Here is a 24,700-nt window from a genome sequence, read left to right on the forward strand (position 1 = left end):
GGCTGGGAGCCGGCGGGGATTAGAAGGTGTTGCTGAGCTTGCGCGTGACATCGGCGAGGGACTGGTCGTCGCCCACGTTGCCGGCGAAGACGATGTACGGGATGCCCTTGGCGGGACCGTCCACCGGTTCCCACAGGCTGACGATGCCCGGCAGCATGGGCCCGCGGACTATCGCGTGCCGGATTTCCAGGCCGTGTGCGGCCACGTCCGAGGACGTGATGCCGCCCTTGGCGATCACGAAGCGGGGCGGGAAGGTCTTTAGCGTGCGGTTCACCACGGCAACGACGGCGGCAGAGACGGTGCGGGCGATCCGCAGGCTTTCGGCGGCGTCGGAGGTCTTGATCAGGAGCCGGCTCGTGTGCACGATCACGTCGCCGCCGCGGAGGGCAGCGACGACCGTGTCCACGGTTTCGTCCAGGTACTCCCCCGCGTTGTCGCCGAGGAGCTTCTCGACGTCGATCTCCACGATCCGGGCCGCGCTGTGCTGCTCGGTGAGGGCGTTGAGCTGGCGGGTGGTGACACCGACGTGCGAACCGACCACGATCAGGCCACCGGCTTCCGAGGGGATGTTGCCCGCATAGGCTTCCTCGCCGCTGAGTTCGGTGCGGATTTCCTGGCCGATCCGTGCCCGAACAAACGGCGGGCCCACGCGGTAGAGCAGCTTCTTGCCGCGGCTTTCCGCTTCTTCCAGGCCCAGGGCCAGCGCCCGCAGGTCGTTTTCGGTGACGATGTCCGCCACGATCGGAGTCGAATCCGTGGCGGCGTCGATGGCATCGGCAATGGCCTTGGCGGAGATCATCGGATCGGCGGACGCCCGGATGATGTCCAGATCCAGCACGATCACCGAATCCGCGGGGAACCGGCCGTTCGACTTCTCCTCGACATACTTGGCCATCTCCGAGTTGGCGAAGCCGAAGCTGGCGTCCCGGGCGAATTCGGTCTCGGCCACGGGGGTGAGCTGCCCGGCGTCCGGGCCTGTGCCGCGGGTGAAGTGCACGCCGCCGACCGTGACGCGGCCGGCGTCGGGGAACGCGGGAACAATCACGACGCCGTCCGTCTTCTCGCCGTTGACGGCGGTGACGGTGGCTGCGATGACGTCCGGTTCGAGCGGGTAGTGTCCGCGGAGGGTGGAGTCGCTGCGGCTGACAAAGCTGAGCCGAAGCGCGGGTTCAGCGGACGCTGCGGCCGCGAGTGCGTTGCGGACGATCTCCTCGTTGCGGGCAGCCGCCTCGGCAGGGTCAAGGCTGCGGGTGTTGGTGAGCACGTAGACCGCGCGCTGGCGCTGGCCGTCGACTTCGTAGGCGAACGCCCAGGCAAAGTCCGCCACTTCCCAGCGGGTGAGGACCGGCAGGTTCGCCACGGACTGGGTGCCGGTGGGGTCGTCGTCGAGTACGACCAGGACACGGGGGGATGCCTCGGAGGAGGCGGCCACGCTGTCTGCCACCAGCCGGGCGGGGATCTGTACTTCCGCGGGGAAAGCGGCCAGCACGTCTGCTTCGAGGGGCACTATGCACTCCATTGTGTGTGGATCTTTCAGTGGAAAACTGCGGTTCTCCGCGAGCCGCAGCAGGAACAAAATGTAAGATGTCAGACATCTTGCATATGAATGCTAGTGTGGCATATGGCACAACGACGCGCAAGTAGACTTGGCCATCACGGAGCACGCCATCAGGCAACAAGTCGCTGGACGGGGAGAATTGGCTAGGAAATCGCTGGTCGGCGTTGTGGCCGACGAACTGCTGGACCGGATTATTGGCGGCGAGTTCCCGCCCGGCGCGAGCGTCCCCGGCGAACTGGAGCTCAGCTCCCGGCACGAAGTCAGCCGCATGACCGTGCGCGAAGCCATGAAAACCCTTGAAGCCCAGCGGATCCTCAGCGTGGAACGGGGCCGGGGCACGTTCGTGAACCCGGTGAACCGCTGGGGCTCCCTGGACGCCGTGCTGCGGGCAGCCTCGGAGGGCACGAACGACGCCTCGGCCGCCATCCAGCTCATCGAGCTCCGGCGGATGCTGGAGACGGGCGCCTGCGAACTGGCTGCCGGGCGGATGTCGGACACGGACATCCAGGCCCTCCGCGCGCACGTCGACAGGATGCGGCTGGCCCACGAGAGGAATGATCTCGCGGCATTCGTGGAGGAAGACCTCGCTTTCCACGACCTCATCCTGCAGGCCTCGGAAAACGTCTTCGTCGCCGTGTTATTCGAACCCTTGCACCGCGTGCTGGAAAAACGGCGGACGGAAACTTCCAAGGTGCCGGAGATCCAGGAGCACGCCATCGGGCACCATCAGAACATCGCTGACGCCCTGGCCTCCCGCGACCCGCACCGCGCCCGCGACGCCATGGACGCCCACATGCAGCAGACCCTTGACGATCTGAAGACCTTCGTGCTGGCCGGAGGCCCCGCCTGACGCGGACCCGCGCTTTGCCCGGATAATGAACTCAGGCGAGCGAGAGGAAGAGCTTCTCGAGTTCGGCGCGGTCCAGGCTGGGGTCTTCCTGCTGCATGCACTGCTGCAGGCCCGTCGCAATGATGGAGAATCCAGCCTTGTCCAGGGCACTCGACACGGCCGCCAGCTGGGTCACGACGCTCTTGCAGTCACGGCCCTCCTCGATCATCCTGGTGACGGCCGCGAGCTGGCCCTGGGCGCGGCGAAGCCGGTTAATAACAGGCTTCATGTCGGTGGGATCGAGTTCCATTGGTTCCTCCGGTTCGATGCGTCAGGCTCCACATTATACCCCCCTGAGTATTTCGCCTCCCGGGTGGCGGACGGCCGGGGGTGGCCGCGCGGCCGCATGCCGCCCCGCTAGGGGCATAAGTACCTAGCGAGGCATGGAATATCGGCGTATTGCTGGTGATGTGAACGCCGCCAGGTTCCTAGAGCCGGACGCCGGCGGTACCGGCGTCAACCTCCCCGCCGCGGGGCCGTGGCATCCAGGGGATCAGAGCTCCGCACGCGGCCGTGCCGGTGACCTGCGTTCCCGGCCCTGGAGCCGGTATGTCGCTTTGGGCGACTCGTTCACGGCAGGCGTCGGCGACCCAGAACCGCTGAGCCCCGGGGGCATTCGGGGGTGGGCGGACCGCATCGCCGAGGAACTCGGCGAGGGCCGCCGCGAGTTCGGGTACGCAAACCTTGCCATCAGCGGCCTGGTCCTGCGCGAAATACTCGACCAGCAACTCGGACCGGCCCTGAACCTGAAGCCTGACCTCGTCTCGCTCTCCGCCGGCGGGAACGATCTCGTGTTTCATCGCGGCGATCCGGACCGGATGGCCGCGGCCCTGGACGACGCCGTGGCAGCCCTCTCTGCCACCGGGGCCACGGTGGTCCTGTTCACCGGGCCGGACTGGGGCGAAACCGCTGTGTTCGGACACATCCGGGGGAAGGTCGCGGTATTCAACGAGAACATCCGTGTCATCGCCGCCCGGCGTGATGTCGTCATCGCCGATTTGTGGGCCCTGCGGCAACTGAGCGATCCGCGGATGTGGGATCCGGACCGCCTGCACTTCTCGCCGCTGGGACACCACACCATTGCGGCCATGGTCCTGGACACGCTCAGCGTGCCACACCGTCTGCGGCCGCTGGAACCGAAGCCGATGCCGCCGGGCAACTGGCGGGAGACCCGGGCCGGTGACCTGGCATGGATGGCGCACTACATGCTGCCCTGGATGGTGAGCCGGATCAGGCCGCGCGCAGACACCCCGCCCCGGCAGGCCAAACGCCCGCTGCCCGGACCGCCTCCCGGGGTCCCGGACTCCGGGCACAAACCCCTAGTCCGGCCGGGTTCGGTCGGCTAGTCTGCAGGAACGGCCCACAGCCGGGCATCGATGGCGATCACGAGGAGCGAAGTTGCCTAATCACACTTACAGCATTTCTGAAATTGTCGGAACCTCGAACGAGGGCGTCGATGCGGCCGTCCGGAACGGCATCGCCGAGGCCGCCAAGACCCTCCGGAACCTTGACTGGTTCGAAGTCAAGGAGATCCGCGGCCACCTTGAAAACGGGCAGGTCGCCGACTGGCAGGTCACCATCAAGCTGGGGTTCCGCCTGGAGCGTTGACGCCAGACTCCGGAGCGGGCCGGCACGCACCGTCCCGCTCCGGAGAAACCCGCAACCCGTCAGGGCAGAGGAGGCCAGGGCGGAGAGGAAAACTTCATGCGCTATACGCATCTGGGCCGCTCCGGCCTGACAGTCTCGCGCCTTTGCCTGGGCACCATGAACTTTGGCCCGCAGACCGAGGAGACGCAGGCCTTCGCCATCCTGGACTCCGCGCAGGCCGCCGGCATCAACTTCGTCGACACGGCCAATGTGTATGGCGGGTCCAGCCACCGCGGCTGGACGGAGGAAATACTCGGCCGCTGGTTCGCCCAGGGGGGCGAGCGCCGCGAGCGCACGGTGCTTGCCACCAAGTTGTTCGGCACCATGACCGACCGGCCCAACGAGTCCAAACTCTCGGCACTGCACATCCGCCGGGCGCTCGATGCCAGCCTGAAGCGGCTGCAGACGGACTATATCGATCTGTACCAGTTCCATCACGTGGACCGGAACACGCCCTGGGATGAGATCTGGCAGGCTATCGAGGTCGCCGTCCAGCAAGGCAAGATCCTGTACTCCGGCAGCAGCAACTTCGCCGGCTGGCACATCGCCCGGGCCCAGGAAACAGCCGGCCGCCGCAACTACAACGGGCTGGTCAGCGAGCAGTCGATTTACAACCTGCTGACCCGGGACGTGGAATTGGAGGTCATCCCGGCCGCCCAGCAGTATGGCCTGGGGATCCTGCCATGGTCGCCGTTGCACGGCGGCCTGCTCGGCGGAGTGCTGAAGAAGGAGAACGACGGCGTCCGTCGCATCGCGGGCCGGGCCCTCGAGGCGCTCAAGTCGCACCAGAAACAGATCCGGCGATACGAGGAATTCGCCGCCGAACTGGGTCAGGAACCCGCGGACCTGGCACTCGCGTGGCTGCTCCACCAGCCGGCAGTCACCGCTCCGATCATCGGCCCGCGTACCCTCGAGCAGCTCGAAGCCTCCGTCAGGGCGCACAAATTGAAGCTCGACACCGATGCGCTCAAGCGCCTCGACGAGATCTTCCCGGGCCACAGGACGGCTCCGGAAGACTACGCATGGTAGGGCGCAGTCGGCTGTTTTGGCACCCCGCCCGGCGAACCCACGGGTGTCGGGTGGCTCTTTGATACTAAGCATGATTAGTATTAGGGCAGAAGGATGTAGCGCACCCGGCGATCCGGGTGCCTCCTCTATGAAAGAAGAAGGAACGAAAAATGGGTTTTCTCGCATTTCTGATTCTGGGCCTCATCGCCGGCGCCATCGCTAAGGCTATCCTCCCGGGACGTCAGGGCGGTGGCATCATCATCACTCTGATCCTGGGCGTCGTCGGCGCCCTGCTCGGCGGATTCATTGGCAGCGCACTGTTCGGCGTTGGCATCAACGAGTTCTTCTCGCTGTCGACTTGGCTGCTGGCCATCGGCGGTGCGATCATCGTCCTGCTCGTTTACGGCATGATCAGCAAGCGCTCAGCCCGCTAACACGGAAGCTGACCGGAAACCGGCCCTGGGTTATTCCCGGGGCCGGTTTTTTGCACTATTTTGACAGCAAGGCGGCCTGCCGGCCGCATGGTCCGGCACTGCCACCCACTGTCCACGAACTGTTCAACAACGTCTACTTTTCACCTACGTCAGGGAGCAGGAGCACAGCATGAAGGGCAAATTTCTTTTCGCCACCGGACTGGCAGCAGGGTACGTCCTGGGATCGCGGTCAGGCCGCGCAGCCTATGACAAGCTCAAGGCCAGGTCGGCAGAGCTCTGGAACAGCAAGCCGGTCCAGGACAAGGTGGCCGCGGCAGCAGAAACGGTCAAAGACAAAGCCCCCGAGGTCTCCGAGCATCTCGGCGAAGCCGCGCGCCGCGCTGGTACCGTCATAAGCTCCGCTGTCCACCGCGATGCCGGCCACGGAAGCACGTCTGCGGCCACGCCAGGAAAACCGGGAGCAGCCACGCCCGGAACGCCGGCACCCGCGGCCCGCGACGTCCATTCCGACCCTGCGCTCACCGACCAGACGGGCCAGGACTGGTCGGACGAGGGCGGTGCCACCCCGGCGGGCCCCGCCACCAACGTGGACGGGGACAAACTGCCCTAGGGGTTCTTTGAGGGGCCACCGTCGCCGCCCCTGCCGGCTACCGCCCGCCGGAGGGCGGCAGCTCGCCGGCCACCACGGTGGCCCCCAGTTCCTCCGAGCGCAGCACCCGGGCCGCCAGTCCGTGCCCGCGGAGGATTCCGGCCGTCTGCGCGGACTGCCGGCGGCTGGTCTCTATCAGTACGTGGCCGCCGGGCGCCAGCCACTGCCGTGCGCCGGCGGCGACCCGCCGCTGCACCTGAAGCCCGTCGGCGCCGCCGTCGAGGCAGGCCCGCGGCTCGTGGACGCGCGCTTCCTGCGGCATGGTTTCGATGTCTGCCGAGGGAACGTAGGGGGCGTTGACGGCCAGCAGCCGGACCCGGCCCCGGAGGCCCGCCGGGAGGGGAGCATAGAGATCACCCTCGTGGACCTCCCCGCCCAGGGGCAGGACGTTGGTGCGTGCACAGGACACAGCCGCGGGGTCGATATCGGCGCAGTGGAGTTCGGCGGGGCCGGCGAGGGCCGCGAGCGCCGCACCGACAGCGCCGGACCCGCAGCACAGATCGACCACGACCGGTGCCGGGGCGTCGCCCCGCGCCATGCGGCTTGCGTCCAGCAGCGCAGCGGCCTGCCGGACGAGGAATTCCGTCCGGCGGCGGGGCACGAAGACTCCGGTGTCGACCGCGATGCGGAGCCCGCAGAATTCCGCCCAACCGAGAATGTGTTCAAGGGGAAGGCCGGCGACCCTCCGGCCGGCCATCCGTTCGAGCGCCTCCGGGGTCGGGGCCGCGTCGATCAGCAGACGGGCCTCGTCTTCGGCAAACACGCAGCCGGCTGCCCGGAGCCTGGCCGTGAGTATCTCGTGCGGGGAAAGATGGCGGATTACTGGCATGGGAGCGCCCTTCGGTCGGGTGTCAGACGCCCTCACCGTGAGCTGGCCGAGGCTGGCACTGCTGGGCGGGCATCCCTTCTGGACTTGCGTGAACGGGACCCACCTCCTTTTGCTGCAGTTGCTCGATTGCCCCATGCTACCGAAGCCGCCCGCGGCCAGCTGTGATTGGGCCTGCTGTGACTCGTCCGGGTTTTGCGGCGGCGGACTGCGGCGGCGGATTGTGACGCCTGCTTGGGATGCCTTGGCGGCGGCGGCTGGCAGGATGGCAGCATGGACTCCCTCCCTGCCCACGATCTCATCTGGACCGGCTCCTACACGGCAGATTCCGGCGGCCGCGGCACGGGGATCGGCGCGGTTGCCGCGGCGGCCGACGGCACATTGCGCTGGTTGGGTGTTGCGGCGGCGGCCGACTCGCCGTCCTTCCTGGCGGTCCACCCGTCTCTCCCTGTGGTCTATGCCGTGGCCGAGCAGGCCAGGACCGTCCGGGCCTACCGCAGGGCCGGCGCGTTTGGACTGGAGCCCGCGGGCCCGGCGTGGCCGGCCGGTGACGCGGCCTGCCATGTCGCCGTCGAGCCTTCCGGCCGTTTCCTCGTTGTCTGCTGCTGGGGCGACGGCCAGGTGCTGTTCTATGAGCTCGACGCCGACGGCGGCATCGTTGACCGGACGGCCGGCGTCGAATCGCGCGACCCGTACGGTGAGACTCCCGGCGGCGGCCCCGGCGAACGGGAAAAACGGCCGAGCCGCGCTCATGCGGCACTTATGCTGGCCGACGGCAGGGTGATGACTACCGACCTCGGCCACGACCTGCTGCGGATCTGGAATGTCGGGTCCGGACCGGGGCTGGCTCTGGGGCCGGCCCTGGACCACGAGGTGGTCCTGCCGCGGGGCAGCGGCCCCCGGCATCTGGTCCAGCATCCGGGCGGCCATGTCTTTGTAGTGACCGAGTATTCAATCGAGGTGGCTGTGGCCGGGTTGTCGCCGGACTCCGGGGACTTCCGGCTCGGATTCGTCGGGCCCGCCGCCGCCGCCGGGGCGCAGCCGGATGATTCGGCGGCAGAGATCGCGTTGGCGGCCGACGGCAGGTACGCCTATGTGGGCGTCCGCGGTTCGAACCGGGTCTGCGTGCTGGCGGTGGAGGCCGGGGGCGCGGCGCTGCGTCCGGTGGCCGACGTCCCCAGCGGCGGCGACTGGCCCCGGCACCACCTGGTCCGCGACGGCTTGCTGCACGTCGCCCACGAACGCTCCGGCGACATCGTGACGTTTCCTCTGGACGCGGCATCAGGGTTGCCGGGTATCCCTGCGGACCGGCTGCAGGTGGCCTCCCCCACGGCGCTGGTGCCGGCCCGGCCCCGGCTGGCGCACCGGGGGTGAGGAGCCGGCGCCCGGCTGACGCGGTGCTGCGGTGAAGAACAGGCTGGTGAAAAGCAGGCCGCTGGGTCAGCAGGCCGCGGCAAGGCCCGCAGCACCCTGATCGACTCCCTGTTCGCCACCATCCAGCTGGATCCCGCCCAACTGAAACCCGCCCTCCAGCTGGAACACGCTCTCCGCCTGGAAACCGTCGGCGAAGTGGAGTCCGTCCCCCGGCTGGATACCGCCGTCGAGCTGGAAGCCACAGGGACAGCGCCACAGGGCCGGAAGATCGAGGGACGGGTCCGCGGGCCCGAACGAGTAGGAGGGCATCGCCGGCTCAGGCGAGGTCCACTGCATGGGTGCGCCGCAGTGCAGCGGGGCGCCGGGCGGGAGCACTGTCGCAGGGTCCCCGGTCAGGGTTGCGGATTCAGCCACGGCGCCTACTCTCGTTGAGATCTAAAAAACAAGTAGTAAGCATACATATAACTAGTTAAACGAGCTAGTTATGCCGCTCGGCGCCGATGGCCGCGCTCATCCGGCGGAGGAAAGTAATGACCACGCGGGCGTCCTCCGCGCTCATGGACTCTGCCACCTCCATCATGCGCCGGTGCATGTGTCCAAGCGTGGCGCGGACTTCGGAGTCCGTCGCCACCGTCGGCACGATCACAAGGGAGCGCCGGTCCGTCGGGTGCGGCTCCCGCCGGACATGCCCGCTTGCTACCAGCCGGTCGATCAGGGACGTTGTGGAAGCGGTGGTGATGCCCAGGACGCGGCTGAGATCCTTCGGGCCAACCCGTTCGCCTGTCGCCTTAGCCCGCAGCAGGTAGCGCAAAGCCAGCAGGTCCGTCTCACCCATGCCCATCGAATCGCGGGTGGACCGCCTGGTCGCCACCTCCGAGATCCGATAGTCGCGGAGGGCCTGCAGGATCGCCGCCGGAGGATCCAGGCTGTCATCGGGGCCATACCAGTATCCGGAGGCGCCGTGGGAGTCCATTCGCCAAGCCTAGCGGAACTGGTAACTAGCCAGCCGTGCAAATGAGCCTATACCGGCGTCCACAATCTATATACGCTAAGGCGCACAACCCAATAAAGACTGCTCACGGCTGATAAACGGCACTGGGACGCGAAGGGAAACTGATGGCCCGGATTGCAATAGACAGGCAGGGGATGGAACTAGCCGAGCGGATGGAATTGCTCGTTCATAACGCAACTGGGATCTTCTCCACGTTTCGTTGGACCAGGCACGAGTGGATCGTCACGGCCGTCCTCCCCGACGGATACAGGATGTCCCTGATCCACGCCCGGGAGGGCGTGGCAGACGGTGACGTGCAAATGGCCAACAAGATGATAGAAACCCTGAAGACGCTGGGGTACCGGAAGGACGAGATCGGCCCGAGAGACTGAGCGCGAAAAGCCACGATCGACAGCGCTGATCGGTCGAGGTGCCGGGGCAGATGGCCGGGCCCACTATCCGCACCGCTGGGTCAGCAGCCCTTGGCAGGAGTGAGCCCGGGGCAGCCGTCCGCCAGGGTCGAGGCAGCCCCAATGCGCGGCCCGCTGAAACCCTAAGCCTCGGCCACATTCACACCCTGCTGACCGCAACCCCGCGGCCGGTTCTGGATTTCCACGAGGCGTCCGTTTTCCAGCCGCGGCTACCGGAGGCTCTGAATGCGCACAACTGGCGTAACCGCGTGTTCAACCTCGCCACGCACGACGTCGGTCTGGGCGGAACCGGGCTAACTTCCCACAAGCTCAGGCACACCGCGGCAAGCGCCGCCGTAGTTGCTGGCGCCGACGTCAACGTCGTTTAGCCCCTGCTTGGACACAAAGATGCCACGGCGACACTGAACACTTACGGGCATTCATGGCCGGAACGGCTGGACGAAAGTATCGCGCGCATTTGAGTCCGCCAGGGCTGCCGGTCTGGAGGCCACCCAGGGCAATGTCTCCAAAATGTCCCCACGAAGGGCCTAGCCCATCTTCCAAAACAATCAGAAAACGCACACAAAAAAACCCCGATCCCCTGCAATTGCAGGAAACCGGGGTTTTTCCACTCTTCGCTAAAAGAGTGGGCCCTGTGGGGATCGAACCCACGACCCACGGATTAAAAGTCCGATGCTCTACCAACTGAGCTAAAGGCCCCAGCCGACAGCCCCGAACCAGCGGATAAATCCGCTGATGCAGCGCGTTTCGGCCCAGTCCATTTCTGGACGTTAACACTGTACCCCAGACCCGGGCCGGCTTTTTTCACGTTGGCCGCACCGGCGGCGTCGGCCCCCGACGTCTACGGCAGCAGCGCGCACCGATCCTCGATTCCCTTGCGGCACTGGAGTAGCGTGGGGGCATGAGCGAGCAAGCAGGATCAAGCGCCCCCGGCCCGCGGCACCACAAGCCGAAACCCTTCGCACCGATCGACTTTGAGCCTTTCGCCGGAGGGGCCGATCCTGCCCGCGTCTCGGAGGCGGCCCATCTGGCCGCGCAGGCTCTCGTGCGCCGCGGCCGGGACAGCGACGATCCTAAAGTCACCAAACGGCTCGTCAAACTCGCCGATGAGCAGGGCCTGGAAGCAATCGCCGAAATGTGGGCCGAAAGCCCCGCCCGGTCCCTCCCCGGCGCGCTGTGGCGCCTGTACGCCCTGCGGGCCGCCACCATCCAGGATCCCGAGCGGATCTCCGTCTACTTCAAGGCGGGCAAGGACACGGCCCAGGTTTCGCATGTGGTCGCCGGCGCGGCCGAACCGCCCGGCGCCGATGAGATGAAATCCATGGCGGACGCCATCCTCTCCGGGGCGTTCGACGGCGAATTCGACGTCGCCCTGGAACGCTCCGCAGCGTTCTGCCGCGTGGTGGCCCTGGGCCAGGCAACGCTTGCGGACAACGCCGAGCACAGCAACGAAAACCACGCCAGCAAACTCACCCGCAACTCGCATCTGCTCGTCAAGACGGCCGAGGACCTCGAGCACGCCGCCAACGCGTGGCGGCTGGGCGAACTGGACTGAGGGGCCAGCCGGGCCGGGCGGCAGGCGCCCGGATGACGGGCCCGCAGCACCCAGGACACGCACGGCTCGGGCAGGCTGTCAATGTTGACTTGCATGAACCTACGTAGAAAACTAAAAGCGGTGCCGAACCGCGAAACCCCCGGGCTTCAACATTTAGCCGCCTAGAGCGGCCTACCGCCGAGAGGCGTATCCGGTTCGGCACCATTTTCATGCCTTCTGACCCTGATGTTCGCCCGGTTTTCACCTGCGCCGTCACACGCCGCGTCGGGCCGGGCCGGACCCGCCGCGGACGGTAAAGTGATGCGTATGCACTGGTCACCGTCAAGTCACACGGCCGGCCGGCTCCACCCGCGAACCTCCTCCCGGAAGACCGGTGACACCACGTGAAGCTGCGCCTGTTCCCCCAGGAGTCCGCCGGACTGAACCTGCTCTCCCAAATGGCGCGCCAGATCGTGCTGGGGACCGGAACACTCTCGGAGATCCTCGGCGCCCCGGCCAGCGAGCATGCCCGGCTGGTGGAGGACATGCACAACCACGAGGCCAAATCCGCGGAGCTGCACTTTGCCCTCCTGACCCATATGCGCACCAGCTTCGTGAACCCGCTGCCGCGCGAGGACATGTACACGCTGTCCCGGTTCCTCAACGAGGCCATGGAGAAGCTCGACGCCGCCGCCGAGCTCGTCTCCCTTTACAAGCTCGAACGGCTGCCCAGGCGGGCCGCCGACCAGCTGGAAATCATCAGCCGCCAGGCCGAACTAACGGTCGATGCGATGCGGCGGCTGAACAATCTGGACGACCTCGAGGACTACTGGATCGAGATCCTGCGCCTGGCCAAGCGTGCCGAGCGCACGCACCGGGTCTGGGTCGCGGACATGCTCCACGAGATGAAGGCCATGCAGTACGCGCGCAACCGCGACGTCGCGAACCAGCTCGTGGAAGTCACGAAGGACATGCGCCGGATCGCCACCCAGGTGGGCAGCATCATCGTCAAGGAATCCTGACGTGGTGCTCTTCTTCCTTGCCCTGGTGCTGCTCTGCGCCGGGGCCTTTGCATTCCTCAACGGGTTCAGGGACGCGTCCTCGTCGGTGGCGCTGGCCGTGCGGACGCGCGCGCTGACCCCAACAGTGGCGGTGATTCTGGCCAGCCTGTTCAACTTCATCGGCGCCGGGCTGAGCGCCGCCCTGGCGCTGGCCGTCAGCCAGGCGTGGCTGTCGCTGCCGCCGGGCACAAACGGCCTGACGATTCTGCTGGCCGCGCTGCTGAGCGCCATCCTCTGGGGCGTCTACTTGTGGTGGCGCGGCATCCCCTCGTCCTCCACCCATGCCTTGGTCGGCGGGCTCGCCGGGGCGGGGGTCGCCAGCGTCGCCGTCGGCGGAAACCCCGTCATGGGCGTTGACGCCTCGCTCCTGTCCCAGGTGGTGCTCCCGCTGCTGATCTCACCGGTGATCGCCTATGCGGGGTCGTTCCTGCTGGTCTGGCCCGCGGGCTGGGCGGCCAGGTACACGCCGCCCAATGTCGTCAACACCCGCTCCCGGCGGGCCCAGGCCATTGCCGCGGGCGCCGTCGCCTTCGGGCACGGGCTGCAGGACGGCCAACGCACCAGCGCGGTGGTGATCCTGGCGCTGCTGGCGGCCGGGCTCTCCGACGGCGGTTCAGTGCCGGCGTGGGTGGCCCTGCTGACGGCCGTCTTGCTGTCGGCGGGAACCCTCGCGGGCGGGTGGCGGATTTCCTACACCATCGGCTACCGGCTGACCCGGGTCGATCCCCTGCGCGGATTCGTCGCGCAGATGTACAGCGCGGTGATGCTGCTGGTGGGCGCGATCGGGCTGCACTGGCCCGTCTCCACCACGCACACGGTGACGGCGGCAACCCTTGGCGCCGGCGCCAACCAGAGTTTCCCGGGCACCGACCGGCGGCTGGTGATCCGCATCCTGGTGTTCTGGGTAGCGACCCCGGTTGTCACCGCCGCCGCCGCGTTCGTCCTGCAGTTGGCGCTATCGACGGTGGCCGGCCTGTAGGACTCGGTTGGTTATCCGAAGCGGCCGGAGACGTAGTCCTCGGTGGCCTTCTCGGTCGGGTTGCTGAAGATCGTGGGGGTGTCGCCGAACTCGATCAGCTTGCCCGGCTTGCCGGTGCCGGCAATGTTGAAGAAGGCCGTCTTGTCCGACACGCGGGCCGCCTGCTGCATGTTGTGCGTCACGATCACCACCGTGTACTGGTCCTTGAGCTCGTTGATGAGGTCCTCAATGGCCAGCGTCGAGATCGGGTCCAGGGCGGAGCAGGGCTCGTCCATGAGGATCACCTGGGGTTCAACGGCAATCGCGCGCGCAATGCACAGGCGCTGCTGCTGGCCGCCGGAGAGCCCGGAGCCGGGCTTGGCCAGACGGTCCTTGACCTCGTTCCAGAGGTTGGCCCCCTGCAGGGACCGCTCCACCAGGACATCGGCCTCGCCCTTGGAGATCTTCGTGTTGTTCAGCTTCACGCCGGCCAGCACGTTGTCCCGGATGGACATGGTGGGGAACGGGTTGGGGCGCTGGAACACCATGCCGATCTGGGACCGGACGGTGACCGGATCGACGCCGGGGCCGTACAGGTTGTCCCCGTCCAGCAGCACTTCGCCCTCAACCCTCGCACCGGGAATGACCTCGTGCATGCGGTTCAGGGTGCGCAGGAAGGTGGACTTGCCGCAGCCCGAGGGGCCGATGAAGGCCGTGACGGACTTGGCGTCGATGTTGATGTTGACGCCTTCGACGGCCAGGAATTTGCTGTAGTAGACGTTCAGGTCCTTGACGTCGATGCGCTTAGACATGGTGTTCCTTCACTTGCTGGAGGTAGGGGCGGCGGGCGCGGATGGCCTAGCGGCCTGTCTTGGGGGCGAAGATGCGGGCAATCAGGCGGGCGCCGAGGTTGAGCAGCATCACCAGGATGATGAGCACCAGGGCCGCCCCCCAAGCCCGTTGGGAGGACGGATCCGGGTTGGACGGCGAGGTGGGGTTCAGGATCTGGGTGTAGATGAAGGTCGGCAGCGAGGCCATCCAGCCGCTGAACACGTTGGTGTTGATGGTGGTCGCGAATCCGGCGGTGACCAGAATCGGCGCGGTTTCGCCGATCACGCGGGCGATCGCCAGGGTGATGCCGGACGCGATGCCGGAGATCGCCGTCGGGAGGACCACCTTGAGGATGGTCCGCCACTTGCGGACGCCGAGGGCGTAGGCGGCCTCGCGGAGTTCGTTGGGCACGATCTTGAGCATTTCCTCGCTGGAGCGGACCACCACCGGGATCATCAGTACCGACAGTGCGACGGCGGCGACGGCGCCGGTCTTGGTGCCCGGGCCGACCACCGCGAAGAACGCGGCGGCGGCGAACAGGCCGGCGACAATCGAGGGGATGCCGGTCATGACGTCCACGAAGAAGGTGATGGCCCGGGCCAGTGCGCGGTCCTCGCCGTATTCCACGAGGTAGATCGCGGTCAGCAGGCCCACGGGGACCGAGATGAGGGTGGCGAGCACCGTGATCAGCAAGGTGCCCATGAGCGCGTGGTAGATGCCGCCCAGCAGGGGGGCACCTTCCTCGACCGTCTTGTTGTCAAAGGCGCCGGTGACACCGTTCATGGAGGTGGTGAGGAAACCGGGATCCAGGAGCCCGGGGAGCCCATTGATCAGCACGGTCCAGATCACCGAGAACAGGGGCAGCAGGGCAACCAGGAAGGCCCCCACAACCAGGCAGGTGGCCAGCTTGTCCTTGGCTTTGCGGGCGCCTTCCACAATAAGGCTCCAGCCCACCAGGCCGGCGGCGAAGAGGATGGCGGAGACGATTCCCCAGCCGAAGGCATTGAAGCCGATCAGCGCGAGGATCGCGGCGCCGAGGATCAAGGCAACGGCCAGGACGATGTACGGCGCGGCCTTGGGCAGTTGGCCCCTGGTCAGCGCCGAGCGCTTGCGTACCGGAGTCAGGGTGGAGGTCATTTAGTTGGCTCCCGAGAATTCTTTGTGCCGGCTGATGATTCCCCGGGCAATCATGTTCACTCCGAGGGTAATGACGAACAGCACCAGGCCCGCGGCGATCAGCGTGCTGACCTTGAGCCCACTGGCCTCGGGGAAGTTCAGGGCGATTTCGGCGGCGATGGTCTGGTTGCCGGTCTGGATCAGGCTGGCGGTCAGGGCTCCGGAGGACAGCACCAGCGCGACGGCCATGGTCTCGCCGAGGGCCCGGCCCAGTCCCAGCATCACGGCGCTGATGATTCCCGGCCGGCCGAACGGCAGCACGGTCATCCGGATCATCTCCCAGCGGGTGGCCCCGAGCGCCAGCGCGGCCTCTTCGTGCAGCTTGGGGGTCTGCAGGAAGATTTCGCGGGTCAGGGAGGTGATGATCGGCAGGACCATGACGGCGAGCACGATACCGGCCGTCAGGATGGTCTTGCCGGTGGCGGAAGCGGGGCCCTGGAAGATCGGCAGCCAGCCCATGTTCTCGGCCAGCCAGTTGTACGACGGCGAGATTTCCTTGGCCAGGAACGCGACGCCCCAGGCGCCGTAGACCACGGACGGGATGGCGGCGAGGAGGTCAATCACGTAACCCAGGCCGGAGGCGAGCTTACGCGGCGCGAAGTGCGAAATGAACAGCGCGACGCCGATCGCGATCGGCGTCGCGATCACGAGAGCGATCACCGAGGCGATGAGGGTGCCGATGACGAGCGGCCAGATGTAGGTGAAGAATCCTTCGCCGCCCTGGATCTTGTCCGCCGGAGCCACGAGGGCGGGGAGCGCCTGGATCACGAGAAACAGTGCCACGCCGAAGAGCACGACGAGGATCAAACACCCTGCTGCCAAGGTGGCTGCGGAAAAGACTTTGTCACCGGCGTGGCCTGCGCCCCGGGACTTGGTCAGGGAGGTGGTGGTCACTTCACGGTCCTTCGGTTTGGATGGGATCCGGGCGCCGGGTGCGGAGGCCTCCGCGGCCGGTGCCCGGCAAATCTTGATGTATGGAACAAACGCGTCAGTTCCCTGCTCCATGGCGGCCGCCGGTGACGGCCGCCATGATGCAGGGAACCTCGATCAGGCCTGTGTTTCCACTATGCCTTTTTCCACTTCGCCTCGCGGCGCAGCGTATCCCTAGGCCTTGGCCTTGACGGAGTCGACGGCAGCCATGGCCTTGTCCTGGAGGGTCTTGGACAGCGGCGCCGACTTGGCGGCGTCGGCGGCGGCCTGCTGGCCCGCGTCGGAGGCGGCGTACTTGACGAAGGCCTTGACCAGGTCAGCGGTGGCCTGCGTGTCGTAGCTGGTGCAGACGATGTGGTAGGACACCAGGACGATCGGGTAGGCACCCGCGACCGTGGTGGTGCGGTCCAGCTTGATGGCGAGGTCGTTGGCGTTGCGGCCCTCGACCGGCTTGCCCTGGTCGACTGCCTTGGAAGCTGCCTCGGCGGAGATCTTCGTGAAGGAGTCGCCGACCTTGATCTGCGCGGTGCCGAGCTTGCCGCTGACAGCGGAGTCGTCGGCGTAGGTCACGGCGCCGGGGGTGTCGGTGACAGTCTTGACGACGCCGGAGGTGCCCTTGGCGTTCTCGCCCTTCAGGCTGGCGGGCCAGACGCCGGCTGCCTTGTCGGTCCACACGGAGGGGGCTACGGCGGACAGGTAGTCGGTGAAGTTGGTGGTGGTGCCCGAGTCATCGGAGCGGTTCACCGGTGTGACCTTGAGGTCCGGCAGCTGGACGCCCGGGTTCATGGCCGCGATGGCGGGGTCATTCCAGTTGGCGACCTCGCCGCGGAAGATCTTTGCGACGGTGGCGGCGTCGAGCTTCAGGTCCGTGATGCCAGGGACGTTGAAGGCGACGGCGATCGGGGAAATGTAGACCGGAATGTCAATGGCTCCGTCGGGACCACACTTTTCCTTGGAGCTGGCGAGTTCGTCATCCTTGAGGTAGGCATCGGAGCCGGCGAACTGGGCCGAGCCGTCGAGGATCGCCTTGCGTCCGGCGCCGGAACCGTCCGGGGAGTACTGCACAGTTGCGCCCTGGTTCGCGGTAGCGAAGTTGGTCTTCCAGACATCCATGGCTGCGCCCTGGGCGGAAGAACCGATGCCGGTCAGGGTGCCGGTGACCGCGGGACCCGAGGCGGACGGCGCCGCGGTCTGGGCCGTGTTGGTTGCGTTGTCCGAACCGCAGGCGGTCAGCGCAAGTGCGCCGACGGCGATTACAGCGATAGCCGCGTTGCGGCCGAAGCGGAGAGCCTTCACTGAGTTGTACCCCTTCCAGGGCTGTGAGTGCCGGGCCTGGAGAAGGCCCGCAGGGATGCGTACGGGTTTGTACCTTTACCGACCGTAAGTGGCCCAGGTGAAGAGAATTGCGGACCAAAGTGAACGGCCGGTGAACGACGCGGGACTATTGGCTTACATATGCCGGGCCGCCATTGTGTTCTGTGCGTCACAGTCGTATCAGCCACACAGTGCCCGCGGCCCGCGGCCCGTGCCGCGTCCTGCCGTGCCGGCCGTCCCGGCGCAGCAAATAGACTGGAGGGCATGGCCTCCGCGACTGGACTCTCCGCAAGCGCACGATTCCTGCGCGGCCGGGTCCGCACCGGCTTTGTCCGGAGCCGGAACTCCCTGGGCCCGGCCATCCAGATGACCACTTGCGCCGTGGGCGCTTACGCTTTCGCAGAATACGTCCTGGGCCACAGCGGGCCGTTGTTTGCGGCCACGTCATCCCTTATTGCGCTCGGTTTTTCCCGCGACCCCAGACTGCGCCGCGTCATCGAGGTGGGCTTGGGCTGCACGCTCGGAATCGTGGTCGGAGACCTGCTGCTGCACTGGCTGGGCTCCGGAATCTGGCAGGCCGCCGTCGTGCTCCTTTTCTCCATCCTGCTGGCCAGGTTCCTGGACAGCGGGACGATTTTCACGACGCAACTGGGCCTGCAGTCGGTCCTCGTGGTGCTCCTGCCCGCACCGATCGGGGGCCCGTTCACCCGCAGCATCGACGCCGTGGTGGGCGGAGTGTTCGCGCTGCTGATGACCGTGCTCGTTCCCAAGGATCCGCGGCGTGAACCCCGCAGCGACGTCAAGAAGCTCCTGCACGAGCTCGCCGAGGTGCTGCGGGAATGCGCCTCGGCGCTGAGCTACAGCGATTCCACCCAGGCCTGGCATGCCCTCATCCGGGGCCGGAACTGCCAGCCGCTCGTCGACGCCATGCGCCAGTCGCTGCGTGCCTCCGGCGAAGTGGCAACCCTGGCCCCAGCCTACCGGCGGCACCGGGACGAGCTGGACCAGATGGAGCAGTCGCTGGACTACATCGATCTTGCGCTGCGCAACAGCCGGGTCTTTGCGCGCCGCCTGACCAGCGCCATCAACCATGCGGCGCTCTCGGACGAGGCCACCCAGAACATCGCCGAGGTCCTGCAGGAGACGGCCGCCGCCGTCGACGAACTCTCGCTCGGCCTGGCGGAAGTCCACGACGGCGCCCGCCGCGCCCACCTGCGGACAGCACGCTCGGAGCTGCGCGAGATCGCCGTCCGGCTGCATCCGCGGATACTGGACGTCCAGCGGCTGGAGGGCGAAACGGTGGTCATGTTGTTCCGCCCGCTCATGGTGGACCTGCTCGAGGCCGCCGGGCTGGATTCCAAGGAAGCCCGGGACATCCTGCCACCGCTGTAGCTGCTGCAGCTGGCGCACGGCGCGCTTGTTGTCGCTGGCCCGCCGCCGGCGCGCTTGTTGTCGCTGGCCCCCGATAGTGTGGACCAATGGCTACGAAGACTTCCCGGGGGCCGAAGGTGCCCGGCTATAAATGCGCCGAATGCGGCTGGACGGCGGCCAAGTGGGTGGGCCGCTGCGGCGAGTGCCAGGCGTGGGGCAGCGTGGAGGAGACCGGCACCGCCGTCGCCCGGACGACGGCGGCCACGACGGTCCTGGAACCGGCCCGCCGGATCGCCGACGTCGACGCCACTACCGCCGCTTTCCTGCCCACCGGCGTGGATGAACTCGACCGTGTGCTCGGCGGCGGGCTGGTGCCAGGCGCCGTGATCCTGCTGGCGGGCGAGCCCGGGGTGGGCAAGTCGACGCTGCTGCTGGACGTTGCGGCCAAATTCGCCCGCACGGCGCAGGACGTCCTCTACATCACCGGTGAGGAATCCGCGGCCCAGGTCAAGCTCCGCGCGGACCGGATCGACGCCGTCGCCGAATCCCTGTACCTGTCCGCCGAAACTGACCTGGGGCAGGCCCTGGGGCAGGTGGAGAAGCTGGAGCCGCGCCTGCTGGTGGTGGACTCCGTGCAGACCCTCAGCAGCGCCGACGTCGAGGGCAGCGCCGGCGGCGTGTCCCAGGTGCGCGAGGTGGCGGCGTCCCTGATCGCCGCGGCCAAGCGCCGCAACATGACCACGCTGCTGGTCGGGCACGTGACCAAGGACGGCTCCATCGCCGGGCCCCGGCTGCTGGAACACCTCGTGGACGTCGTTTGCCAGTTCGAAGGCGAAAGGCACTCGCGGCTGCGGCTGCTGCGCGCGGTCAAGAACCGCTACGGACCCACCGACGACGTCGGCTGCTTCGATTTAAACGAGGACGGCATCGAGGGCCTCGCCGATCCCAGTGGGCTGTTCGTCTCCCGGACCAAGGAGCCCGTTTCGGGAACCTGCATCACGGTCACGCTGGAGGGCCGCCGGCCGCTGCTGGCCGAGGTGCAGGCGCTGCTCGCCGAGAGCGCCAGCTCCCAGCCCCGCCGCGCCACCAGCGGGCTCGACAGCTCGCGCGTCGCGATGCTGCTGGCCGTCCTGCAGCAGCGCGCCGGCTGCCTGCTGAACAAGGACGACTCATACGTGGCAACGGTCGGCGGGGTCAAGCTCAGCGAACCCGCCACGGACCTCGCCGTGGCCCTGGCGGTGGCCTCGGCCAAGGCCAGGAAGCCGCTCCCCCAGCGGCTCATAGCCTTCGGCGAGGTGGGCCTGGCGGGCGAAGTCCGCCCGGTGCCCGGCATCAACCAGCGCATCCAGGAGGCGCACCGGCTCGGCTTCACCCATGCCGTGGTACCGGCCAGCCCCAACGGGCACGGACCGGTTCCGGCGGGCTTCTCGGTCCGCGAGGTCGGCCACCTGGCCGAGGCCCTGGGACTGCTGATCAGCTGACGCCGCAAATGCCGGGTGGTCTGGTGGTCTGGGACCTCGGGATGATGGGCGTTATCGAGGTCCGCTGAGGCTGGAAATGCCCTCTTGCCAAAGATACCCCCCGGGGGTATGTTTGGCGTAGCCGCAGATGACTGAGCATCCGTCAGGAGCACACACCATGGAACACCGGCACAGCAGCCCCGGCGCGGACCAGGGCCTCGGGAACCACAGCCCGGGCGGGACGCCGCACGGCAACCATGCCGTGGGCTCCGCCGCGGATGAGCACACGGTACACAGCCACGGCCAGCATGCCGGGCACAGCGTCGCGATGTTCAGGGACAGGTTCTGGCTGTCACTGGCCCTGGCCGTGCCGGTGGTCTTCTTCAGCCCCATGTTCGCGGAACTCCTGGGCTACGCTCCTCCCGCCTTCCCCGGCTCAGCGTGGATCCCGCCGGTGTTCGGCACGGCGATCTACCTCTACGGCGGCCGTCCGTTCCTCAAGGGCGGACTCAATGAACTGAAGACGCGAAAACCGGGGATGATGCTGCTGATTGCCATGGCCATCAGCGTCGCCTTTATCGCCTCGTGGGTGACCAGCCTCGGCATCGGCGGTTTCGATCTCGACTTCTGGTGGGAGCTGGCGCTGCTGGTCCCCATCATGCTGCTGGGCCACTGGATCGAGATGCGCGCCCTCGGCTCGGCGCAGGGTGCGCTGGATGCCCTGGCGGCGCTGCTGCCCGACGAAGCGGAACGCGTCACGGCAGCCGGCACGGAGACCGTCAGCCTCGCCGAACTCCGCGCCGGGGACACCATCCTGGTCCGCCCCGGCGGCCGGATGCCGGCCGACGGCACCGTCAGCGGCGGGCAGGCCGAATTCGACGAATCCATGATCACGGGCGAATCAAAAACCGTCCTGCGGGCCCCTGGGGATCCCGTGGTGGCCGGAACCATCGCCACTGACAACTCCGTGCGGGTCCGGGTGTCGGCCATCGGCGAGGACACGGCCCTCGCCGGGATCCGGCGCCTCGTGGCCGAGGCGCAGGCGTCCTCCTCCCGGGCCCAGGCCCTGGCCGACCGGGCTGCGGCATTCCTCTTCTACTTCGCGGCCGGCACCGGCGTCCTGACGTTCATCTTCTGGACCCTGATGGGCAGCATAGGAGACGCGGTCACCCGCACCGTGACGGTCCTGGTAATCGCCTGCCCCCACGCCCTCGGCCTTGCCATCCCGCTCGTCATCGCCATTTCCACCGAGCGCGCCGCCCGGGCGGGCGTCCTGATCAAGAACCGGATGGCGCTGGAGCGCATGCGGACAGTCGATGTCGTGCTGTTCGACAAGACCGGAACCCTGACCAGGGGCGAACCGGAACTCAAGGAAGTCGCCGCCGCAGACGCGGGAACGACCGGCCAAGACGCCGCGCAGGATACGGTGCTGGCACTCGCGGCCGCCGTGGAGGCCGACAGCGAACATCCCCTGGCCCGCTCAATCGTTGCCGCCGCCCGGGAACGGGGACTGAAGCTTCCGACGGCGGACGGGTTCACGTCGCTGACCGGCCGCGGGGTCCGCGCCACGGTCGATGGCCGCACGGTCCAGGTGGGCGGTCCGGCCCTGCTCCGGGAGCTGGGTCTGCAGGAGCCGCCGGAGTTGGCCGCCACGACCGGCACCTGGCTGGAGCGCGGCGCAGCGGTGCTCCATGTCGTGGACGGCGGCAGGGTCCTGGGTGCTGTCAGCCTCGAGGACGCTGTACGGCCCGAGTCCCGCCAGGCCGTCCGGGCCCTGCAGGCACGCGGCATCAAGGTGGCCATGGTCACCGGCGACGCCCGGCAGGTGGCGCACGCCGTCGCCGCCGAGCTCGGCATCGACGAAGTGTTCGCCGAGGTGCTCCCCGCCGACAAGGACAAGAAAGTGGCGGAGCTCCAGGGCCGCGGGCTGAAGGTGGCCATGGTGGGCGACGGCGTCAACGACTCCCCCGCGCTGGCACGGGCGGAGGTGGGGATCGCGATTGGCGGCGGCACGGACGTGGCCGTGGAATCTGCCGGCGTGGTCCTGGCCGGCAACGATCCGCGGGCTGTGCTGTCAATGCTCGATCTTTCCAGGGCGAGCTACCGGAAGATGTGGCAAAACCTCGTGTGGGCCACCGGATACAACATCATCTCGGTGCCGCTGGCTGCCGGTGTCCTCGCCTTCGCCGGAATTGTCCTGTCCCCCGCGGCGGGCGCCGTGATGATGTCGGCGTCGACCATTGTGGTTGCCCTGAACGCCCAGTTGCTGCGCAGGCTCAAGCTCAACCCGGCCGCGGTCAGCTGAGCTGGCGGAGGCCCCGATGCCGGAAACCACCCGCCGTGAGTCATCATTCGGGAGATCGTATGCCCGGGTGGGTCCGCGGATGGACGCCCGCGGCGCAGCAGAGCACCGCCGCCGGCTCGTCGCGCCGGCGCACGGCTTCGTCATCGAAATCGGGGCGGGCTACGGGGCCACCTTCCCGTTCTACCCTTCCACGGTGTCCGGCGTGCTGGCCCTCGAACCGGACCCCACGCTCCGTGCGCTGGCCCTCGCCGCCGCCGGCAAGGCGCCTGTGCCCGTCACGGTGAGGGACGGCGTGGCGGAAGCGCTGCCGGCGGCGGATGACTCGGCCGACGTCGTCGTCTCCAGTTTGGTGCTTTGCAGCGTGGCGGACCCGCCCCTCGCCCTGGCGGAGGTGGTCCGGGTCCTGCGCCCCGGCGGCCTGCTGCTGTTCTACGAACATGTCCGCTCAGCGCACCGCCTGTTGGGGGCCGCCGAAGACCTGCTCACACCGCTGTGGGGCCGGATGGCAGGCGGATGCCACCCGAACCGTGACACCGCAGCCATGATCGCCGCGGCAGGCCTGAGCGTGCAGGGCATCGAGCGCTTCGGCTTTTCGGTGCTTCCCGGCAATCCGCGGCTGGCCCACGTCCTCGGCATGGCGGGCAAATCCTGACCCCGCCCCGGCACAACGAAGAGGGGCGCCTGCCCCGATGGCAGACACCCCTCTCATGATTTCGCTCCGGCTGAGCCGGCCTGGATTTGCTAGGCCTTCTTGGGCGGCAGGGCCAGCTTGAAGATCTTCGCCCACGTGGAGCCGACCTGCTTCAGCAGCGGACCCGTGGTGTACGGCAGTCCGTAGCGCTTGCAGATCTCCTGCACCTTCGGCTGCACCTCCGCGTAGCGGTTCGAGGGCAGGTCCGGGAACAGGTGGTGCTCAATCTGGTGCGAGAGGTTGCCGGTCATGAGGTGCATGAACTTGGAGCCGGAGATGTTGGCCGAGCCGATCATCTGCCGCACATACCAGTCACCGCGGGTCTCGCCCTCTACCATTTCCTCGGTGAAGGTGTCGGTGCCTTCGGGGAAGTGGCCGCAGAAGATCACTGCGTGCGCCCACACGTTGCGGACGGCGTTGGCGGTCAGCGTGCCGTAGAGGGCCTGCTTGCCGGAACCGGTCAGCATGGCGACGGCGGGAGTGGCGGCGTAGTCCTTGGTGAACTGCGTCAGTGCCTTGCGGCCGAGGGCCTTCAGGTCCTTGGTCAGGGCTTCCTTGGACTTCCGGCCCTCTTTGTAGTCCACCAGTTCGAGGTCGTAGATCGCGATGCCCCACTCGAAGACCGGTGCCAGCAGCGCGTTGTACAGCGGGTTGCCCAGGTTGAAGGGCGTCCATTTCTGGTCCGGATCCATCCGCAGCAGGTTGTATCCGATGTCGTTGTCCTTGCCGACCACATTTGTCCAGCGGTGGTGGAGATCGTTGTGGGTGTGCTGCCAGGAGCGCGCGGGGGTGACGAAGTCCCATTCCCAGGTGGTGGAGTGGATGTCCGGGTCCCGCATCCAGTCCCACTGCCCGTGCAGGATGTTGTGCCCAAGTTCCATGTTTTCCAGGATCTTGGCGAAGCTCAGCAGCGCGGTGCCGGCGAACCAGGCGGGCTTCTTCTTGCTGACAAGGAGCAGGGCACGGCCGGAGAGCTCGAGGCCTCGCTGGATCTTGATCATGCGGCGGATGTAGGCGGCATCGGCGGACCCGCGCTTGGCGAGGATGTCATCCTTGATGGCGTCGAGTTCGCGCCCCAGCTCCGCCACCTGCTCGTCGGAGAGGTGGGCGGCCGCGGGCGGACGCAGCAGCGGGCTGCCGGTCTCGGCGAGGGCGCCGGGCCGCGTCTTCGCGACCGTGACGACCTTCGCTGTGTCGGCTGAACCGCTGGTGGCGGGGGTGTCGGCGTCGGAAAGGTCCGGTTTGTTGGAAACAATCGTCAT

25 protein-coding genes and 1 tRNA gene are annotated in these 24,700 nt (G+C 67.5%); 15 read left to right on the plus strand and 11 right to left on the minus strand.

What is annotated here, in order from left to right; all coding sequences use genetic code 11:
- Positions 1-19: 19 nt before the first annotated feature.
- Positions 20-1,507 carry a four-carbon acid sugar kinase family protein gene (locus AC1DKN_RS00590; protein WP_476849880.1) on the minus strand — a complete coding sequence of 496 codons (1,488 nt, stop codon included), beginning with the start codon at positions 1,505-1,507 and terminating at the stop codon, positions 20-22.
- Between the two features lie 190 nt (positions 1,508-1,697).
- On the opposite strand from AC1DKN_RS00590, the gene AC1DKN_RS00595 reads away from it, so the two are divergent.
- A complete protein-coding gene (locus tag AC1DKN_RS00595) occupies positions 1,698-2,408 on the plus strand; it encodes a FadR/GntR family transcriptional regulator (RefSeq protein ID WP_223914664.1) in 711 nt (236 codons plus the stop codon).
- A 31-nt stretch (positions 2,409-2,439) separates the two neighbouring features.
- Here the strand turns inward: AC1DKN_RS00595 and AC1DKN_RS00600 are convergent, their stop codons facing one another.
- Positions 2,440-2,697, minus strand: a complete 258-nt coding sequence (locus AC1DKN_RS00600; protein ID WP_018774886.1) for a metal-sensitive transcriptional regulator — start codon at positions 2,695-2,697, stop codon at positions 2,440-2,442.
- Positions 2,698-2,830: 133 nt separating this feature from the next.
- Here AC1DKN_RS00600 and AC1DKN_RS00605 point away from each other — a divergent pair, with 133 nt between their 5' ends.
- The 5 genes from AC1DKN_RS00605 (at position 2,831) to AC1DKN_RS00625 (ending at position 6,146) form a co-directional block, all read left to right on the plus strand.
- On the plus strand, positions 2,831-3,793 hold the full coding sequence (locus tag AC1DKN_RS00605; protein WP_476849881.1) for an SGNH/GDSL hydrolase family protein: 963 nt from the start codon (positions 2,831-2,833) through the stop codon (positions 3,791-3,793).
- A gap of 52 nt (positions 3,794-3,845) precedes the next feature.
- Positions 3,846-4,055 carry a dodecin gene (locus tag AC1DKN_RS00610; RefSeq protein ID WP_223914666.1) on the plus strand — a complete coding sequence of 70 codons (210 nt, stop codon included), beginning with the start codon at positions 3,846-3,848 and terminating at the stop codon, positions 4,053-4,055.
- A gap of 96 nt (positions 4,056-4,151) precedes the next feature.
- On the plus strand, positions 4,152-5,123 hold the full coding sequence (locus AC1DKN_RS00615; RefSeq protein WP_476849882.1) for an aldo/keto reductase: 972 nt from the start codon (positions 4,152-4,154) through the stop codon (positions 5,121-5,123).
- A gap of 149 nt (positions 5,124-5,272) precedes the next feature.
- Positions 5,273-5,536: a GlsB/YeaQ/YmgE family stress response membrane protein gene (locus AC1DKN_RS00620; protein WP_018774889.1), complete on the plus strand. Its 264-nt coding sequence runs from the start codon at positions 5,273-5,275 to the stop codon at positions 5,534-5,536.
- Positions 5,537-5,705: 169 nt separating this feature from the next.
- Positions 5,706-6,146 (plus strand): hypothetical protein, encoded by a 441-nt coding sequence (locus tag AC1DKN_RS00625; protein WP_476870189.1) that lies wholly within the window; start codon positions 5,706-5,708, stop codon positions 6,144-6,146.
- A gap of 37 nt (positions 6,147-6,183) precedes the next feature.
- On the opposite strand, the gene AC1DKN_RS00630 is transcribed toward AC1DKN_RS00625, so the two are convergent.
- Positions 6,184-7,014 carry a putative protein N(5)-glutamine methyltransferase gene (locus AC1DKN_RS00630; protein ID WP_476870190.1) on the minus strand — a complete coding sequence of 277 codons (831 nt, stop codon included), beginning with the start codon at positions 7,012-7,014 and terminating at the stop codon, positions 6,184-6,186.
- Positions 7,015-7,284: 270 nt separating this feature from the next.
- Here AC1DKN_RS00630 and AC1DKN_RS00635 point away from each other — a divergent pair, with 270 nt between their 5' ends.
- Positions 7,285-8,385, plus strand: a complete 1,101-nt coding sequence (locus tag AC1DKN_RS00635) for a lactonase family protein (RefSeq protein WP_476870191.1) — start codon at positions 7,285-7,287, stop codon at positions 8,383-8,385.
- Between the two features lie 66 nt (positions 8,386-8,451).
- Here the strand turns inward: AC1DKN_RS00635 and AC1DKN_RS00640 are convergent, their stop codons facing one another.
- Together AC1DKN_RS00640 and AC1DKN_RS00645 are read right to left on the minus strand one after the other, a co-directional pair.
- On the minus strand, positions 8,452-8,799 hold the full coding sequence (locus AC1DKN_RS00640; RefSeq protein WP_476870192.1) for a hypothetical protein: 348 nt from the start codon (positions 8,797-8,799) through the stop codon (positions 8,452-8,454).
- 64 nt (positions 8,800-8,863) lie between these two features.
- Entirely contained in the window at positions 8,864-9,358 is a 495-nt protein-coding gene (locus AC1DKN_RS00645; RefSeq protein WP_028276609.1) for a MarR family winged helix-turn-helix transcriptional regulator, read from the minus strand.
- A gap of 143 nt (positions 9,359-9,501) precedes the next feature.
- Between AC1DKN_RS00645 and AC1DKN_RS00650 the strand changes: the two genes are divergently transcribed.
- Positions 9,502-9,768 (plus strand): hypothetical protein, encoded by a 267-nt coding sequence (locus tag AC1DKN_RS00650; RefSeq protein WP_476870193.1) that lies wholly within the window; start codon positions 9,502-9,504, stop codon positions 9,766-9,768.
- Between the two features lie 665 nt (positions 9,769-10,433).
- Here AC1DKN_RS00650 and AC1DKN_RS00655 read toward each other — a convergent pair.
- A tRNA-Lys gene (locus AC1DKN_RS00655) sits at positions 10,434-10,506 on the minus strand.
- Between the two features lie 202 nt (positions 10,507-10,708).
- Here AC1DKN_RS00655 and AC1DKN_RS00660 point away from each other — a divergent pair.
- The 3 genes from AC1DKN_RS00660 (at position 10,709) to AC1DKN_RS00670 (ending at position 13,381) form a co-directional block, all read left to right on the plus strand.
- Positions 10,709-11,362, plus strand: a complete 654-nt coding sequence (locus AC1DKN_RS00660; RefSeq protein ID WP_018774895.1) for a hypothetical protein — start codon at positions 10,709-10,711, stop codon at positions 11,360-11,362.
- Positions 11,363-11,745: 383 nt separating this feature from the next.
- Complete coding sequence (locus tag AC1DKN_RS00665; RefSeq protein ID WP_028276610.1) at positions 11,746-12,363, plus strand: DUF47 domain-containing protein; 618 nt, start codon at positions 11,746-11,748, stop codon at positions 12,361-12,363.
- Position 12,364: 1 nt separating this feature from the next.
- Positions 12,365-13,381 (plus strand): inorganic phosphate transporter, encoded by a 1,017-nt coding sequence (locus AC1DKN_RS00670; RefSeq protein WP_476859496.1) that lies wholly within the window; start codon positions 12,365-12,367, stop codon positions 13,379-13,381.
- Between the two features lie 11 nt (positions 13,382-13,392).
- Here the strand turns inward: AC1DKN_RS00670 and pstB are convergent, their stop codons facing one another.
- The 4 genes from pstB to pstS all read right to left on the minus strand — a co-directional run bounded on the left by pstB (position 13,393) and on the right by pstS (position 17,593).
- Positions 13,393-14,172: a phosphate ABC transporter ATP-binding protein PstB gene (gene pstB, locus AC1DKN_RS00675; protein WP_018774898.1), complete on the minus strand. Its 780-nt coding sequence runs from the start codon at positions 14,170-14,172 to the stop codon at positions 13,393-13,395.
- Between the two features lie 46 nt (positions 14,173-14,218).
- Positions 14,219-15,328 carry a phosphate ABC transporter permease PstA gene (pstA, locus tag AC1DKN_RS00680; RefSeq protein WP_476849889.1) on the minus strand — a complete coding sequence of 370 codons (1,110 nt, stop codon included), beginning with the start codon at positions 15,326-15,328 and terminating at the stop codon, positions 14,219-14,221.
- Entirely contained in the window at positions 15,329-16,261 is a 933-nt protein-coding gene (gene pstC / locus AC1DKN_RS00685; RefSeq protein ID WP_223914675.1) for a phosphate ABC transporter permease subunit PstC, read from the minus strand.
- A gap of 210 nt (positions 16,262-16,471) precedes the next feature.
- Positions 16,472-17,593 (minus strand): phosphate ABC transporter substrate-binding protein PstS, encoded by a 1,122-nt coding sequence (gene pstS, locus AC1DKN_RS00690; RefSeq protein WP_476849890.1) that lies wholly within the window; start codon positions 17,591-17,593, stop codon positions 16,472-16,474.
- Positions 17,594-17,875: 282 nt separating this feature from the next.
- Here pstS and AC1DKN_RS00695 point away from each other — a divergent pair, with 282 nt between their 5' ends.
- The 4 genes from AC1DKN_RS00695 (at position 17,876) to AC1DKN_RS00710 (ending at position 23,399) form a co-directional block, all read left to right on the plus strand.
- On the plus strand, positions 17,876-19,003 hold the full coding sequence (locus AC1DKN_RS00695; RefSeq protein WP_230007454.1) for an FUSC family protein: 1,128 nt from the start codon (positions 17,876-17,878) through the stop codon (positions 19,001-19,003).
- Between the two features lie 86 nt (positions 19,004-19,089).
- Positions 19,090-20,463: a DNA repair protein RadA gene (radA, locus tag AC1DKN_RS00700; protein ID WP_476870194.1), complete on the plus strand. Its 1,374-nt coding sequence runs from the start codon at positions 19,090-19,092 to the stop codon at positions 20,461-20,463.
- A gap of 157 nt (positions 20,464-20,620) precedes the next feature.
- Positions 20,621-22,747, plus strand: coding sequence for a copper-translocating P-type ATPase (locus AC1DKN_RS00705; protein WP_476870195.1), 2,127 nt, complete (start codon positions 20,621-20,623; stop codon positions 22,745-22,747).
- A 79-nt stretch (positions 22,748-22,826) separates the two neighbouring features.
- Positions 22,827-23,399: a class I SAM-dependent methyltransferase gene (locus AC1DKN_RS00710; RefSeq protein WP_476870196.1), complete on the plus strand. Its 573-nt coding sequence runs from the start codon at positions 22,827-22,829 to the stop codon at positions 23,397-23,399.
- Between the two features lie 89 nt (positions 23,400-23,488).
- On the opposite strand, the gene AC1DKN_RS00715 is transcribed toward AC1DKN_RS00710, so the two are convergent.
- Positions 23,489-24,700 carry a fatty acid desaturase family protein gene (locus AC1DKN_RS00715; RefSeq protein ID WP_243178328.1) on the minus strand — a complete coding sequence of 404 codons (1,212 nt, stop codon included), beginning with the start codon at positions 24,698-24,700 and terminating at the stop codon, positions 23,489-23,491.

The sequence above is a fragment of the Arthrobacter sp. 01N444 genome (genome assembly GCF_056399305.1).

What these genes read in the sequence shown, in the direction of transcription:
- AC1DKN_RS00600 (WP_018774886.1), bottom strand. Translation starts at nt 2,697, where the DNA reads ATGGAACTCGATCCCACCGACATGAAGCCTGTTATTAACCGGCTTCGC.
- AC1DKN_RS00605 (WP_476849881.1), top strand. Translation starts at nt 2,831, where the DNA reads ATGGAATATCGGCGTATTGCTGGTGATGTGAACGCCGCCAGGTTCCTA.
- AC1DKN_RS00615 (WP_476849882.1), top strand. Translation starts at nt 4,152, where the DNA reads ATGCGCTATACGCATCTGGGCCGCTCCGGCCTGACAGTCTCGCGCCTT.
- AC1DKN_RS00620 (WP_018774889.1), top strand. Translation starts at nt 5,273, where the DNA reads ATGGGTTTTCTCGCATTTCTGATTCTGGGCCTCATCGCCGGCGCCATC.
- AC1DKN_RS00625 (WP_476870189.1), top strand. Translation starts at nt 5,706, where the DNA reads ATGAAGGGCAAATTTCTTTTCGCCACCGGACTGGCAGCAGGGTACGTC.
- AC1DKN_RS00630 (WP_476870190.1), bottom strand. Translation starts at nt 7,014, where the DNA reads ATGCCAGTAATCCGCCATCTTTCCCCGCACGAGATACTCACGGCCAGG.
- AC1DKN_RS00635 (WP_476870191.1), top strand. Translation starts at nt 7,285, where the DNA reads ATGGACTCCCTCCCTGCCCACGATCTCATCTGGACCGGCTCCTACACG.
- AC1DKN_RS00645 (WP_028276609.1), bottom strand. Translation starts at nt 9,358, where the DNA reads ATGGACTCCCACGGCGCCTCCGGATACTGGTATGGCCCCGATGACAGC.
- AC1DKN_RS00650 (WP_476870193.1), top strand. Translation starts at nt 9,502, where the DNA reads ATGGCCCGGATTGCAATAGACAGGCAGGGGATGGAACTAGCCGAGCGG.
- AC1DKN_RS00660 (WP_018774895.1), top strand. Translation starts at nt 10,709, where the DNA reads ATGAGCGAGCAAGCAGGATCAAGCGCCCCCGGCCCGCGGCACCACAAG.
- pstB (WP_018774898.1), bottom strand. Translation starts at nt 14,172, where the DNA reads ATGTCTAAGCGCATCGACGTCAAGGACCTGAACGTCTACTACAGCAAA.
- pstA (WP_476849889.1), bottom strand. Translation starts at nt 15,328, where the DNA reads ATGACCTCCACCCTGACTCCGGTACGCAAGCGCTCGGCGCTGACCAGG.
- AC1DKN_RS00695 (WP_230007454.1), top strand. Translation starts at nt 17,876, where the DNA reads ATGGCCTCCGCGACTGGACTCTCCGCAAGCGCACGATTCCTGCGCGGC.
- radA (WP_476870194.1), top strand. Translation starts at nt 19,090, where the DNA reads ATGGCTACGAAGACTTCCCGGGGGCCGAAGGTGCCCGGCTATAAATGC.
- AC1DKN_RS00705 (WP_476870195.1), top strand. Translation starts at nt 20,621, where the DNA reads ATGGAACACCGGCACAGCAGCCCCGGCGCGGACCAGGGCCTCGGGAAC.
- AC1DKN_RS00710 (WP_476870196.1), top strand. Translation starts at nt 22,827, where the DNA reads ATGGACGCCCGCGGCGCAGCAGAGCACCGCCGCCGGCTCGTCGCGCCG.
- AC1DKN_RS00715 (WP_243178328.1), bottom strand. Translation starts at nt 24,700, where the DNA reads ATGACGATTGTTTCCAACAAACCGGACCTTTCCGACGCCGACACCCCC.